Raw genomic sequence first — 14,126 nt, 5'->3', positions numbered from 1 at the left:
AGTGGTGGTCTACCCATGGTCAAACTCTCCGCTCAGGACTCAATCAATGGTCCTGCCACAAAGTCTGACGCGCGACACCTCAACATCAACAGCTTCTACTCGCTGCTGCACGCGCAGGTCATCATCGGCGACTGGAAGGACGAGTACAACCACCACCGCCGGCACTCCTCGCTCGGCTACCTACCCCCAGCCGAGTACGCTCGACAGTGCACCCATCAAATGGAAACCGACGACTCACAGAACGTCCGGACCGAATGAAGGGGGCGGCTCAGGCGGACCTCGTCGACCGGCACTTCCGTCGGTTCCGCACCGATCAGCTGTGGGTGGCGGATTTCACGTATGTGTGGACGTGGTCGGGCTGGGTGTATGTCGCGTTCGTGTTCGACGCGTACTCACGCCGCGTCCTCGGATGGCGGGCCGCGACATCGATGGCGACGCCGCTGGTGTTGGACTGTCTCGAGATGGCACTGTTCGCGCGCCGCCGCGAGGGCGCCACCGGGTTCGCGGGGCTGACGCATCACACGGATGCCGGGTCGGTCTACACGTCGATCGCGTTCACCGAGCGCCTCGCCGACGAACACATCGACCCGTCAGTCGGCAGCGTCGGTGACGCGTATGACAACTCCCTCGCGGAGTCCCAGATCGGGCTCTACAAGTCCGAGCTGATCCATCTCGAGGGGCCGTGGCGGGACGTCGCGCATGTCGAGGCCGCGACCGCGGAGTGGGTGTCGTGATTCAACACGGAGCGGATGCACGGCTCGCTCGACGACCTCACCCCGAGCGAGGTCGAGCAGATCGACTACGCTCGCCACCAGTCGTTGGAAACAGCGGCCAGACACCAGTCAATAACTCTCCGGACACGCCGGGGCGAGTCAGGGTGATGCAGGAACAGGTGACACCTGAGGTGTCTGATCGTGTGCGGTTACTGCCAACTTTCGTGAGACAGAACGCTTCGACGGGACGAATGAGGAACCGCGTGATCTGGCGGGTCCGCTAACTCAGTTCCTGTCAACTAGCGTGAGAAGGGACAGAGAGCTGGATCCGCGTACATGGAGGAGACTCAGAAGGTCGGCACGGTACCCTTGGGGAGATGATCTCCTCGGCTCAAGTGCAACCCTCAAGGGTGCTCAGTGAGCAGCTTCTGATAACGAGGATCATTACGGCAGTCGGCTTGGCTCTCCTCCTGCTTCTGGGGGCAGCGGGTGCATCGCATTCCGAGAGTGAAGGGGCCTCGTCTTCACTACTCGTGGCGAGCACACTCCTCGATCCGCACGTTGCTTCGGGAGAGACCGGGAGTACCGTCGACGAGCACCTGGAAGCCGCCGATGCCTCGATGGCGGGGGTCCTCGTCGGGGCAGCGCTGTGCGCCCTCGGCATGTTGTGCGGACTTGTCCTCGTGATCTTTGCTCGGATGGTTTCGCGCCACCGGGGGGTCGCATATCTCGCCCCTCGATGGATGGCACTCTCACTCGTCCCGGTGCGCATCATCGTTGCTCGGGCCGGCACATTGTCGCTGGCACAGTTGGGTCTTTCCCGAACCTGATATTTGGCATGCCGTCTCGTGTGGACGGCTCCGTGCACCCGGGTACCTGCCCGGTGCCTGTTCCATGCCGATTGTTCTTGTTTGGAGTACTGGATGAACCCTTCTGGAAAGCCGCGCGATCCCGCTTTCAACTGGCGGCCGATCCTGATTAGCGCGGGGATCGTCGTCGCCCTTGTCGTGGCCGCGATCATCTATGTGGTGATCAACAGCCAAGGCCCGACCGCCCCTTCAGCCGAGATACCGGACGGGCAGACAGCCCCGCCTCCCGCGGTTGTTGACGCTAGTTCGCACATCCTCGACGACGGTGGGGAGGGTGCTGTCGAGGTCGTGGAGTTCCTCGATTTCGAGTGCGAGGCCTGCGGGATGTTCTACCCGATCGTGGAGGAATTGCGGGTCAAGTACGCGGGGGAGATCACCTACGTGGTGCGGTACTTCCCGCTTCCCGGGCATTTCAACTCACAGAACGCGGCGTTGGCCGCGGAGGCTGCTGCCCAGCAGGATCGGCTGGAGGAGATGTACAGCCGACTGTTCGAGACGCAGACGGAGTGGGGCGAGGCTCAGGAATCCCGTGCTGATCTCTTTCGGGGTTTCGCTGAGGAGATCGGCCTGGACATGGCTGCGTACGACGCTGCCATCGCGGATCCCGCCACATTGGAACGTGTCGAGTTCGACTTCAACGCGGGGCAAGAGCTCGGCGTCAATAGCACGCCGACATTCTTCCTCGAGGGTGAGCAGGTCGATTTGCAGCAGCTGGACGATCTCGAGAATGCCATTGAAGCAGCGGTGAACGGTGGCGAGTAATGCGGACAGGACTGTCGCATAGACGAGTGATCATCGTCGGCAGCGGTCAGGCCGGTCTCGCCGTGGCGGCCGCCCTGATCACGAAAGGGCTGCAGCCCCAGCAGGATTTCGTCGTGATCGACGAAGCTCCACCAGGCGTGCGCAGCTGGGCTTCCCGGTGGCACTCGATGGTGCTTCTTAGCCACGCCTCTCACAGCGCTCTGCCGGGCCTGCCCTTTCCGGGCGATCAGCGACGTCGGCCGCGTGCCGACGAGATGATCGAATACCTCAGCGATGTCGAGGGCGATCTCGGCGTGAAGACCCTCTGGGGTGTCCGGGCGACAGGTGTGGAGCGGCGCGGGTCCGGCTCGGTCTTGCACCTGTCGACCACGGAAGGCGAGGTGCAGACCCGAAACGTCGTGTGCGCAACGGGTGCCGCCACACATCCGCGCACCCCGACATGGGCGGCGGAGCTTCAGGTGCCCGGGGTTGTGCTGCACAGCAGCGAATATCTGTATCCGCTGCAGATTCCCACGGACGATGTGCTCATCGTCGGCGGCGGGAACAGTGGTGTGCAGTTGGCCCGTGAACTCGCACCGTCGCATGCGGTGACCTTGGCTGTTCGCACGGCTCGTAGGCACCAGCAGGCATCGCGGTACCTGCGCAGGCAACTCTTTGCCCGGGGGTCGCGACCGGAGCCGGTATTCGGGGACAGCTACGAACAATTGCGTGATGTTGGCGTCAGCATCTGCCCTGCAGTGGCAAAGGCGGGGAGGAGCGCTGTCACCTTCGTCGACGGAACAGTGGCAACGCCGGGGTCCGTGATTCTCGCGACCGGATTCGACCCTGGTGACGACTGGCTACCGGATGACGCCCGGACCGATTCTCCCCAGCGGACGATGACCGGGCTGCCGGGATTGTTCGTCGCCGGGATCCCCCAGTACGGCGGTGGGGGCTCGGACACCATCTCAGGGGTCCGGCGGGATGCCACGACCATCGCCCTTCGCATCATCGAACGCCCATGAAGAAAGCAGAATCCATGAGATCCATCCACCGTCGAGGGCTTTCGACCTCTCGAACGTCGGATAGGCGCGGCCGTGGCTTCGCCGCGTTTGCTAGCTTGTCTGCCCTGCTGATCATCGGCGGAACCGTGTTCGGCACGGCGAGTCCCGCCGCCGCTCACGACGAACTGCTCTCCACCTACCCCGAAGCCTCCGCAACCACACCTGGTGTCCCGGCGGAGATCTCCCTCACTTTCACAGGTGAGCCGCAGGGGCTTGAGGGTGCGACGGTGATCGAGGTCCTCGCGGAAGATGGCAGCAACCTCGCCAACGGCGCCCCCGAGGTCCTCGAGGCGACGGTCACACAGGACCTGTCCGACGGGTCGGTCGTCGGCGAGGTCACGGTGAGGTGGCGGGTGGTGTCCAGCGACGGGCATCCGATCAGCGACGAGTACACGTTCATGGTGGAGCCGACGGGGACGCTGACGAGCAGCCCCACCCCCACGAGTAGTCCCACGCCGGTGAGTAGCCCTTCTCCATCGGAGGAGGGTACGGAGACCGCGACGCCGAGTGCTGCGTCCGGGAACGGAGACATCCACAGCCAACCGAGCGCGGATCTCGCGGCCCTCCCCATTCTGGTCATCACCGGGGGAGTTGCCCTCCTGGGCAGCTCAGCACTGCTGATGGTCATGGCCGGTCGTAACCGGCGCCGTCGTGATCGTGCGGCACAGCAGGGAAAGGAGAACACTGATGAGTCCTAACCGGGCGCGATATCTCGCGGTGACTGCCCTTGTGGCGGCGGGGATCGTGGTGATCGATCAGGCCACGAAGGCGGCTGCTCTCGCGACGCTGAGCGAGGAGACTCGTATCCCGCTCCTGGGTGACCTGTTCGGCCTCCAGCTCGCGTTCAATCCGGGTGCGATCCTCTCCCTCGGGTCCGGGTTTACTGGCGTGATCACCCTGGTCGGAGTCGGAGCGGTGGTCTGGGTGTTTCTCGCGGCGAGCCGTGCACGCACGGCAGAGTTCGCGGTGGCGTTCGGGTTCATCCTGGGCGGCGCACTAGGGAACTTGATCGACCGGCTGTTCTCACCACCCGGGTTCGGCGTCGGGCATGTGACCGACTTCCTCGCCTACGGGAACCTGTTCATCGGGAACCTCGCCGACATCGCCCTCGGTATCGGCGTCGTCCTCCTTCTCGGGGTGACCTGGACCCGACGGCGCACGGTCGAGCCGGCTCGCTCGGCACGAGTGGAAGCAGGTGCCGCATGAGCGCGAAGCAACGCACCCCGTCCACCTTCCAGCGCAATGCTCTGGCACCGGGACTGTTGGCTGCGGCCGTGCTGTTCACCGCTCCGCTGTGGACGAACGGCGGTCTGTTCCAGGTGGTGCTGTTCGTGACAGCGATCCTCGCAGCGATCGTGGCCTGGTTTGCCGGGCAGGCACGCCAATGGTGGTGGATTCCTGTGTTCGTCGCGGTCCTCGTGCTGTGGAACCCGGTCGTGCCCTTCCCGTTCACAGGTCCGGTCTGGGCGGCGGCGCAGCCGGCTGCGGCCATCGTTTTTCTGGTCGCGGGGGCACTGATCAAGGTGCGTCGACCATGACCTGCCGGATCATGGTCGCTGTCGTCGCGGTACTCCTGGGTGCCATCGCTCTGACGGGGTGCGCCGCGAACGACTCCCTGGCGCAGCAGTACCAGGAGGGGGATGAGAAGGGGTACATCTCTGGGGACTTCCAGGTGCAGGAGATCGCAGCGGGAGAGCGGGGCGACCCGGTGGCCTTCGAGGGTGTCACCGAGACCGGGGAGACAGTCTCCGGCGACGACTACCGAGGCGAGGTGCTGGTCGTGAACTTCTGGTACGCCGCCTGCGGACCGTGCATCGTCGAAGCGCCGATGCTGGAGGAGGTGTGGCAGGAGTACCAGGACCAGGGCGTGTCCTTCCTTGGCGTGAACACCTACGACCAGCCCGCCACAGCGCTCTCCTTCGCCAGGGACAACAACGTCACCTACCCCAGCGTGATCGACGTGAATGACGGCAAGGTCAAGTTGGCGTTCGCGCAGGTCACCCCGATCCAGGCGACTCCGACGACGCTCGTGGTCGACCGGGAGGGGCGGGTCGCTGCGCGGATCATCGGGCAGCTGCAGAGCGCATCCATCCTGTCCACCCTCGTCCGCGACGTCCTTGGGGAATCACCATGAACCCGGGAGATCTCGTCGCAGACGGCGCCCTGTGGGTCGCGGTCCCGATCGCGACCCTTGCGGGCCTGATCTCCTTCGTCTCCCCGTGCGTGCTGCCTCTGGTGCCCGGATACCTCGGGTACCTCGGCGGCACCTCGAGCGGCACCGCCGCACGCGGGTCGACCGGCGCGGCGACGGCGGAGCGCATGCGGCTGCTGCTGGGCGTGTTCCTGTTCATAGCCGGGTTCACTGTCGTGTTCGTTACCGTGACGATCCTGGGCGGGACGTTCGGATTGTTGCTGCTGCAATATGCGAACGTCCTGACCCGTGTGTTCGGTGTCGTAGTGATCATCCTCGGCCTGGTATTCATCGGGTTCTTCGGGATCGCGCAGCGCACCCTCCGCCCACGCCTGCAGACCCGTGCTGGGCTGCTCGGCGCACCGCTGCTCGGGTTCGCCCTCGGCGTCGGGTGGACACCGTGCATCGGCCCGACGCTCGCCGCGATCCTGTCGGTCTCCTGGAACCTCGGCGACCCAGCCCGGGCGGGCCTCCTGGGCCTGGCCTACTCGCTCGGGCTCGGCCTGCCTTTCCTCGCGCTCGCTCTCGGATGGGGATGGGCATCCCGGTCGGTCGCATTCCTGCGCCGCCACATCCGCACCCTGAACATCGTCGGCGGGGGAATGCTCGTCCTCCTCGGCATCCTGATGGTGACCGGGCTGTGGACTGTCATGATGTCCGCCCTCCAGCAGGTGGTGATCAATGTCCCCCTCCCGCTCTGAGACCATCACCGACGCGCCCGTCGACCCCCTGCGACCCGACGACCACGCCGACGGCAACGACTCTGCCATCGCCCAGCCGACGTTAGGGATCATGGGGTGGGCGAGATGGGCGTGGCGTCAGCTGACCAGCATGCGCACCGCCCTGGTGTTGTTGCTGCTGCTGGCGATCGCCGCCGTGCCCGGATCGCTGTTCCCGCAGCGCAGCGCTGACCCCAACGGGGTGATCCAGTGGCAGCGCGAGAACCCCGAGGCCTATCCGATCGTGGATGCCATAGGGCTGTTCGACGTGTACCTGTCGCCATGGTTCTCGGCGATCTACCTGCTGCTGTTCACGTCGCTGATCGGATGCGTAACCCCGCGCACGAAACACCACTACAAGGCCCTCCGAGCCCAGCCTCCCCGCACGCCGGCGCGCCTGTCCCGGCTCGCCGACTATGACGAGCGCACAGTTTCGGCCACCGATCCTGCGGAACGGGCACGCGAGGCGGTCGATGCCGCTGAGAGGCAGCTGCGGCGCACCGGCTATCGGGTGCACCGCTACGACGGCCGCGGGACGCTCTCTGTGTCCGCCGAGCGCGGATACCTGCGCGAGACCGGCAACCTCGTCTTCCACACCGCGCTGATCGGCGTGCTCGTCTCCGTCGGCCTCGGAGGCGGCTTCTCCTACACAGGCCAGCGTGTCGTCGTCGAGGGCACCACCTTCGTCAACGCTCTCAGCGACTACTCCTCGTTCGATGCCGGCCGGTTCATCGACGGCACCGGCCTCGCCCCGTACTCGCTCACCCTTGACGAGTTCCAGGTCACATATCAGCCGCCTGGCACGCCGGGGGCTGGGCAGGCGGGAGACTTCTCCGCCGACGTCACAGTCCGCATCCCCGGTGAGCAGGACCGGGCCGAGAGTGTGATCGTGAACTATCCCATCTCCGTCGCCGGCGACCGCATCCATCTGCTGGGCAATGGCTACGCCCCCACGATCACCGTACGCGATGCGGCCGGAGAACTTGTGTACACCGAGTCGCAGCCGTTCCTCCCGCAGGACTCGAACATGACCTCCCTTGGGATCATCAAGATCCCCGACGGGCTGCCCGAGCAGGTCGGTCTGACGGGGTTCTTCTATCCCACTGCAGGTGTGCTGGACTCCGGCGCTTACACCTCCATCTACGGCGACGTCATCAACCCGCTGCTCACCTTCAACGTGTACAGCGGCGATCTCGGTATCGACGATGGCACTCCGCGATCGGTATACACTCTCGAAACCGGCGGGCTCACCCAGCTCACCGGTGGCACGACGGGAGTGGACTCCATCGAGCTGACCCCGGGGGAGACCGCCGACCTGCCGAACGGGTGGGGCACCGTCACCTGGGAGATCGCGTCGCCTGAGGACCCGGTCAAGCGATTCGCGTCGCTGCAGATCCAGCGCGACCCGACCGCCGGATGGGTGCTGGCCTTCTCAATCTTCGCGATGCTCGGCCTCTTCGCCGGGCTCTTCGTGCCCCGACGCCGCATCTGGATCAAAGCACACCCGACCGACGACGGTGTCCGCCTCGAGTACGCGGGACTGGCCCGCGGCGAAGACCCCACCCTCCGCAAAGCCGTCGTCGACATCGCCGACGCCCACACGGCGGCGCTCACGGGCACCTCCGACTCATCCCCGAAGACGGGAGAGAACCGATGAGATGCCCCGTTGACGGCACGACACTCCCAGCCACCGACCGCTCCCGCGTCGAGATCGACTCCTGAACCCCCCCGACCGATGACACATCATGAACGACTGGATTCCCGACACACCGCCGACGCTGGGGGCGTTTCTCACGCCAATCCTGCCGCCGGCTCCGGTGCTGCCGGCGCTCGGCCTGCTCATGGCCGTGCTGTACTTGGCCGGTGCCATCCGGCTCTGGCGGCAGCGACGAGGATGGTCGGTGACCCGGACGGTGTGTTTCCTCCTCGGATGCATCGTCCTGGTCGCCGTGACCGGCCTGGCGGTGGAGGGGTACGGGTACCTGCTGTTCTCGGTCTTCATGTTCCAGCAGCTCACCCTGCTAATGGCCATCCCGCCGCTGCTCGTGCTCGGCTCTCCGGGCACTCTGCTGCTGCGCGCCACCCCGCATCGCGGGTTCGGGCGAGTGATCCTCCGTCTCGCTCTGGCCGGGCTGCGCAGTCGCATCGCACGATGGGCACTGAGCCCCTGGGTCGCGATGCCGCTATTCCTGATATCGTTCTACGGCCTCTACCTCGGAGGTCTCGCCGACCCGATCCTGCAGACCCCGGGCGGGCATCCGCTGCTGGAGATCGCGTTCCTCGCAGCCGGCGTGCTGTTCACCATCCCGATCCTGTCCCACGACCCGCTCCCCGTGCGGATGACGTACCCCGGCCGAGCGATGGACCTGTTCGCCGAAGCCGCCCTCCACGCCTTCTTCGGCGTGTTCCTGATGATGAGCCCGACGCTATTCGTCGAGCACTTCGCCGGCCCCACGAGGTCGCTGGGCATCGACCCGCTGGACGATCAGTGGCTCGCCGGAGGCTTGGCCTGGTCCTACGGGGAAGGACCCACCGTGGTGATGCTCCTCTACGTCATGCACCGGTGGTTCCGTGACGACACCACCCGTGCCGCCAAGGCCGACACGTACGCCGATACCCATGGCGATCCCGAGCTCGACGCCTACAACGCCTACCTCGATGCCCTCCGCAAGAAGGATACCTGACCGATGCAACTGTCCCTGACACCCGCGGCCGGTGCCGTGCCCACCGCCGACGTCTCTTCCTCGTCGAGCGGGCTGCCGCTCTGGGCAGCGATTCCCGCCGCGCTCATCGGAGGGCTCGCGCTGAGCCTGGCCTCGCCGCCGGTGGGGTGGTGGCCGCTGGCTCTGCTTGGCGTGACCCTGGCGTTGATCACCCTCGTCGGCCGGAGCATCGGCGGGGCAGCGCTGGTCGGCGCCGGCTTCGGGGGAGTGTTCTTCTTCACCCATCTGATCTGGGTGGGAGAGTTTCTTGGTCCTGTTCCGTGGATTGCTCTTGCCGGTCTGGAGACGATCCTGTTCAGCATCGGTGCCGTCCTGATCGCCCTCGCCTACCGGTGGGCGGCACGACTCCCACATCGGGGTGCAGCGCAGCTGGTCGGGATCCCCCTGCTAGTTGGCGGCCTGTGGGCGGGCAGGGAAGTCGTTCTCGGTTCGTGGCCGTACTCCGGGTTCCCCTGGGCGCGCATCGGGATGACGCTCGTCGAGAGCCCGATGGCGGAAGTCGCCTCCTGGACGGGCGTAACAGGGCTCTCCTTCCTGTTCGTCGCGATGTGCGCCGGCGTCGTGCAGTGGGCGCGCGCCGGCGGGCTCAGATTCCTGCGCGGCACCCTTCCGGCCGCCGCTGTCATGGCTCTCCTGCTCCTCGCCCCGCAGTTCCCGACCTCGCCCGCGGGCACGTTCGAGGTCGGGTGGGTGCAAGGCAACGGCCCGGCGGCATACTTCGACACCCGAGAACCTGGTGATGTGCTCGCCGCACAGGCGCAGGCGACCGCTCCGCTGCTTGGACAACCGATGGATCTCCTGGCCTGGCCCGAAGGGGGAGTGGACGATGATCCTCTCGCCGATACCGCCACCGCTGCCACGCTCGACCGCATCGTCCGCGAAGCCGACGCCCCGCTACTGATGAACGCCGCGACCGCGCGGGGAGGGGATGTGTTCAACTCGTCCCTGCTCTGGACCACGCAGCCTGATGAACGCCAGCGGCACGACAAGATCAACCCCGTCCCGTTCGGGGAGTACGTCCCCGATCGCTGGCTATACGAGATGATCGTCCCGGACCTTGTCGGACTGATCCAACGCGAGTACACCCCGGGCGCACTCCCGCCGCTGGTCACTGTCGATGACGTCGGAGTCGGGTTGGCGATCTGCTTCGATGTGATCTACGACCAGGTCATATGGGACGGCGCACGCGAGGGGGCCCAGCTGTACGTCTTCCAGACCAACAACGCCGACTTCCGCGGCACCGCGGAGAACCTGCAGCAACTCGCCTTCGCCCGCATGCGCGCGATCGAGACCGGCCGCGCCATCGTCAACGTCTCCACGACCGGCACCAGCCAGGTGATCGCCCCCGATGGGACAACCGTCGCCACCATCCCCGTCGACACCGCCTCCGCAGCGATCACCACCGTCCCCCTGCGTACCGGCCTCACACCTGCCACGATTCTCGGACCCTGGATCAGTGTGCTGGTCCCGGTCGGCGCTCTCGGTGTCTTGACCGCGCTCGGGATCCTCCACCGCATCCGCAATCGCTCGTCCGTATGAAGGAGCTCACCATGCCCGGAACAGAAACGCTCTCCCTCGATGGCATCTCACTGCTGCTGGTGTGGACAGCCATCGCCACCTACGCGCTGGCGTTCGTCGCTTACACGGTCGATCTCGCACAGCGCTCCGCCCGCACGAACCCGGCTCTGGAGCAGCAGCGCACGCCGACCCTTGTCGGCGCCGTTGACCAGGGGTCTCCGAATGCTCCGGCTCTGCCCGCACAGGCGCGGCCGGACGACATCCACGTCCCGCCCGCACAACGCCCGCGGTTGCTGTGGGCGAGGATCGGTACGGCGCTCACCGTGCTCGCCTTCCTCTTCCAGCTCGCCGGGACCATCGCGCGCGGCATCGCCGCAGAGCGGGTTCCCTGGGCGAACATGTACGAGTTCGCGCTCACTGGGACGGTCCTGATCGTCGCCGTCTACCTCCTCGCCCTCCGGCGGTATGACCTGCGATTTCTCGGCGCGTTCCTGGTGGGCATGATCGTGCTGCTGTTGGGCGGTGCCACGCTCAGCTTCTACGTCGAGGTCGTCCCGCTGATGGACCCGCTCAAGAGCATCTGGCTCGTCATTCACGTCTTCGTTGCCTCCCTCGCCACCGCCCTGTTCGCCCTCGCTTGCGGTCTCTCCGTCACGCAGCTGCTGCAATCCCGCCGTGAACGTCGCGCGAGCATTTCCCCTGAATCCGCAGGGCAACGCGGCGGGTTCCTGCGTACCCTGCCCTCCGGCGAGGTGCTCGAGACGCTCGCCTATCGGTTCGTGATCGTCGGCTTCATGTTCTGGACCTTCACTCTGATCGCCGGAGCGATCTGGGCGAACGACTCCTGGGGACGGTACTGGGGCTTCGACACCAAGGAGGTCTGGACATTCGTGATCTGGGTGCTCTACGCCGGGTACATCCACGCCCGCGCCACCCGCGGCTGGCGAGGCAACCGCTCAGCCTGGCTGTGCATCATCGGATTCGCCGCCGTGCTGTTCAACTTCACCGTCGTCAACGTGTACTTCCCCGGCCTGCACTCCTACTCCGGCCTCACCTGACCCGCTCCGGCACCACCACCGCGGCCGAAGTCGCCGACGTTTGATCGCCTCGATGAAGGGAAATCCGCTATGCCGCCGATCGACCAGTGGGTCACGTTCGAACCCCTCACCGGCTCACCCGTCGCCATCGCCGCCCTGCTGCTCGCGGCGCTGTACCTGCGAGGAGCGATCTGGATGTGGCGACGCGGGCGCCGTTGGGCGATCGCCCGCACAGCATCGTTCCTGATCGGGTGCGTCCTGATCTTCGCTATCACGATGTTCGGTGTGAACCGTCTCGCAACGGAATCCATCACAGCGCTGGTGTTCCAGCAGATCACCCTGCTGACCGTCGTTCCGCCGCTCCTCATCGCAGGGTCACCCGGGCTGCTGCTCCTGCGCAGCACACCGCACACCGGCCTCGGGCGTCTCGTCCTCCGTGCTGCACACGGGGGACTGCGCTCACGATTCTGGAGCGCGGCACTGCACCCTGTGGTCGCCATCGTCATTGCGATACTGCTGTACCCGGTCCTCTACCTGACCGACGCGATCAGCGTCATCATGCGCATCCCCTTCGGCCACGACGTCCTGCTCGTCGTAATCCTCATCCTCGGCATCGTCTCGGCAACACCGCTATGGTCCTCCGATCCGCTACCGCGCCAACCCTCCTTCGCCGCACGATTCATCGACATCGCAGTCGAGATCCAGATCCACGCCATTTTCGGCCTCATCCTCCTTCGTACCGCCACGCCGCTGTTCAGCGCATACGCCACCCCCACAGGCAGCCATGACCCCGTCATCGACCAGGCGATCGCCGGCACGCTGGTATGGACCTACGCGGAGCTGCCGATGTTCGTAGTGCTCATCGTCTGCCTGTCCCGCTGGCGAGCCCGCGACGTGCGCACCTCGAGACAGCGACAGAAAGCCGAGGACGCCGAACTCGACTCTTACAACGAGTACCTCGCCAGCCTCTCCCGAAGACGGAACGAGAGCTAGCTTCCTGCGCGTCGCAACTCCCTCATCCCCGCTCTCGCACCCACCTCTGGAGGAAAATGCCCCGTACAACGCTCACATTTGGCGGCCTGCTCATTTCCGTCGGAATCATCTCCTACGCCGTGACCGGCTTCATCAGCTGGACGGCGCTGATCCCCGCCTTCCTCGGAATGCTCATCGTGATCTGCGGGCTCATCGCGCTCAAGAACACTACGATCGGGCTCTCGATCGCACTAGTGATATCGGTCCTCGGAGTCCTCGGAACCAGCATGAACGTACTGAAAGTCGGCGAGCTCATCTCCGGCCAAGCCGAGTGCCCGCTGGCCATTGGGGCCAGCACCGTGACGTTCGTCCTGCTCATCGTCTACATCGTCACCGGTGTCCGATTGTTCCTCACCGCACGGCGAGGGGACAAGGCGGAGGCAACGACTGCCTGAGCGCCGCTAGACCCTACTTTCGAAACAGCACCGATCTCTCCGGGTATATCGCGACGATCTCGAGTCCGTCGACAGTCCCCGTTCAGCGGACAGACCCAGTCTCGGTGCTGCGGACGCGTTGGATGCGGAGGCTGTTGTAGACGACGAGCACGGAGGACAAAGACATCGCGGCCGCGGCGATGAGGGGGTTGAGGAGGCCTGCTGCGGCGATGGGGATCGCGGCGATGTTGTATCCGAAGGCCCAGCCGAGGTTGGTGCGGATCGTGCGGAGTGTCTTGCGGGAGATCGCGATCGCGTCGGGGATGACGTGGAGGTCGTCGCGGACGAGGATGATGTCGGCGGCCTTGAGGGCGATGTCGGTCCCGGAGACGAGCGCGAGGCCGAGGTCGGCGGTAGCGAGAGCGACGGCGTCGTTGATGCCATCGCCGACCATCGCCACCTTCTCCCCTGCCGCTTGGAGTTCACGGACGACGTCGGCCTTCTGGGCGGGGGCGACACCGGCGTGGACGCGTTCGATGCCGAGCTCGGCGGCGATGCGGGCGCCGGCGGCGGGACTGTCCCCGGTGAGGAGAACGGTGGTGAGGTCCTGCGCGCGCAGCGCACTGATGGCGTCGGCGGCGCCGGGTTTGATGGTGTCGGCCAGGGCCAGTAGCCCGATTAGGTGTCCGTCGCGGGCGACGAGGGCGACGGTGTGCCCTTGTTCGTGGGCGTCGGCGAGCGCAGTGGCGGCGGGGGTGAGGTCGATGTCGTGTTCGCGGAGGAGGTCGGCGTTGCCGATGAGGAGGGTGCTGCCGGCAATGCGGGCGGTGGCGCCGAGACCGGGGAGCGCGGTGAAGTCTTCCAAGGAGTGCAGGTCGGTGACGTGAGCGCGGGCGGCGTCCTGGATGGCGCGAGCGATCGCATGCTCGGAGCCCTGCTCGACGGACGCGGCGAGGCGCCAGAGCTCGTGCTCGGGGATTCCGAAGGCGGTCGCGGTCTCGACGGTCATGCGGCCGGTGGTCAGGGTGCCGGTCTTGTCGAGGACAACGGTGGTGATGGTGCCGGAGGCTGTCCCGCGTCAAGTAGTTGGCAGGATTTCTTCTCTTTCAAAGGTGGGGATGGTGGGGTCGGCCAAGCCCAGGTGC

The 14,126-nt window shown here is 66.0% G+C and carries 15 protein-coding genes and 1 pseudogene; 15 read left to right on the top strand and 1 reads right to left on the bottom strand.

The features are described 5' to 3' along the window. From GJQ66_RS11955 to GJQ66_RS11885, 15 genes and pseudogenes are all read left to right on the top strand, one after another. On the top strand, nucleotides 1-258 hold a 258-nt coding region (locus tag GJQ66_RS11955; protein WP_230379560.1), incomplete at its 5' end, for an integrase core domain-containing protein. A gap of 17 nt (nucleotides 259-275) precedes the next feature. Further along, nucleotides 276-881, top strand: a pseudogene (locus GJQ66_RS11950) (IS3 family transposase); the annotation flags it as partial. A gap of 755 nt (nucleotides 882-1,636) precedes the next feature. Then, nucleotides 1,637-2,344, top strand: coding sequence for a thioredoxin domain-containing protein (locus GJQ66_RS11945; protein ID WP_155049590.1), 708 nt, complete (start codon nucleotides 1,637-1,639; stop codon nucleotides 2,342-2,344). A gap of 26 nt (nucleotides 2,345-2,370) precedes the next feature. Then, nucleotides 2,371-3,348, top strand: a complete 978-nt coding sequence (locus GJQ66_RS11940) for a flavin-containing monooxygenase (RefSeq protein ID WP_368732927.1) — start codon at nucleotides 2,371-2,373, stop codon at nucleotides 3,346-3,348. Further along, nucleotides 3,345-4,085: a copper resistance CopC family protein gene (locus GJQ66_RS11935; protein WP_155049588.1), complete on the top strand. Its 741-nt coding sequence runs from the start codon at nucleotides 3,345-3,347 to the stop codon at nucleotides 4,083-4,085. The genes GJQ66_RS11940 and GJQ66_RS11935 overlap by 4 nt, the downstream gene beginning before the upstream one ends. After that, the gene (locus tag GJQ66_RS11930) at nucleotides 4,075-4,593 is read left to right on the top strand and encodes a signal peptidase II (protein WP_155049587.1); all 519 of its coding nucleotides are present in this window, start codon (nucleotides 4,075-4,077) and stop codon (nucleotides 4,591-4,593) included. Before GJQ66_RS11935 ends, GJQ66_RS11930 begins: the two co-directional genes overlap by 11 nt. Beyond that, nucleotides 4,590-4,925 carry a DUF6804 family protein gene (locus GJQ66_RS11925; RefSeq protein WP_155049586.1) on the top strand — a complete coding sequence of 112 codons (336 nt, stop codon included), beginning with the start codon at nucleotides 4,590-4,592 and terminating at the stop codon, nucleotides 4,923-4,925. Before GJQ66_RS11930 ends, GJQ66_RS11925 begins: the two co-directional genes overlap by 4 nt. After that, nucleotides 4,922-5,521, top strand: coding sequence for a TlpA disulfide reductase family protein (locus GJQ66_RS11920; protein ID WP_155049585.1), 600 nt, complete (start codon nucleotides 4,922-4,924; stop codon nucleotides 5,519-5,521). The genes GJQ66_RS11925 and GJQ66_RS11920 overlap by 4 nt, the downstream gene beginning before the upstream one ends. Continuing rightward, a complete protein-coding gene (locus GJQ66_RS11915; protein ID WP_155049584.1) occupies nucleotides 5,518-6,279 on the top strand; it encodes a cytochrome c biogenesis CcdA family protein in 762 nt (253 codons plus the stop codon). Before GJQ66_RS11920 ends, GJQ66_RS11915 begins: the two co-directional genes overlap by 4 nt. Next, nucleotides 6,260-7,954, top strand: coding sequence for a cytochrome c biogenesis protein ResB (locus GJQ66_RS11910; RefSeq protein WP_155049583.1), 1,695 nt, complete (start codon nucleotides 6,260-6,262; stop codon nucleotides 7,952-7,954). Before GJQ66_RS11915 ends, GJQ66_RS11910 begins: the two co-directional genes overlap by 20 nt. A gap of 88 nt (nucleotides 7,955-8,042) precedes the next feature. Beyond that, nucleotides 8,043-8,981 (top strand): cytochrome c oxidase assembly protein, encoded by a 939-nt coding sequence (locus GJQ66_RS11905; RefSeq protein ID WP_155049582.1) that lies wholly within the window; start codon nucleotides 8,043-8,045, stop codon nucleotides 8,979-8,981. A gap of 3 nt (nucleotides 8,982-8,984) precedes the next feature. Then, nucleotides 8,985-10,559, top strand: a complete 1,575-nt coding sequence (gene lnt, locus GJQ66_RS11900) for an apolipoprotein N-acyltransferase (RefSeq protein WP_155049581.1) — start codon at nucleotides 8,985-8,987, stop codon at nucleotides 10,557-10,559. Between the two features lie 11 nt (nucleotides 10,560-10,570). Then, nucleotides 10,571-11,596 carry a c-type cytochrome biogenesis protein CcsB gene (gene ccsB / locus GJQ66_RS11895; protein ID WP_155049580.1) on the top strand — a complete coding sequence of 342 codons (1,026 nt, stop codon included), beginning with the start codon at nucleotides 10,571-10,573 and terminating at the stop codon, nucleotides 11,594-11,596. Nucleotides 11,597-11,665: 69 nt separating this feature from the next. Further along, nucleotides 11,666-12,568, top strand: a complete 903-nt coding sequence (locus GJQ66_RS11890; protein WP_115261558.1) for a cytochrome c oxidase assembly protein — start codon at nucleotides 11,666-11,668, stop codon at nucleotides 12,566-12,568. A 56-nt stretch (nucleotides 12,569-12,624) separates the two neighbouring features. After that, nucleotides 12,625-13,002 carry a hypothetical protein gene (locus GJQ66_RS11885; protein WP_115261559.1) on the top strand — a complete coding sequence of 126 codons (378 nt, stop codon included), beginning with the start codon at nucleotides 12,625-12,627 and terminating at the stop codon, nucleotides 13,000-13,002. Nucleotides 13,003-13,084: 82 nt separating this feature from the next. Here GJQ66_RS11885 and GJQ66_RS11880 read toward each other — a convergent pair whose 3' ends face one another. Further along, nucleotides 13,085-14,038 (bottom strand): heavy metal translocating P-type ATPase, encoded by a 954-nt coding sequence (locus GJQ66_RS11880; protein WP_368732928.1) that lies wholly within the window; start codon nucleotides 14,036-14,038, stop codon nucleotides 13,085-13,087. Nucleotides 14,039-14,126: the final 88 nt, after the last annotated feature.

Source organism: Microbacterium sp. ZXX196 (assembly GCF_009709595.1).
Lineage (GTDB): Bacteria > Actinomycetota > Actinomycetes > Actinomycetales > Microbacteriaceae > Microbacterium > Microbacterium excoecariae.
Note: the sequence above shows the minus strand (reverse complement) of the source record. Positions and strands in the feature narration are given on the sequence as shown.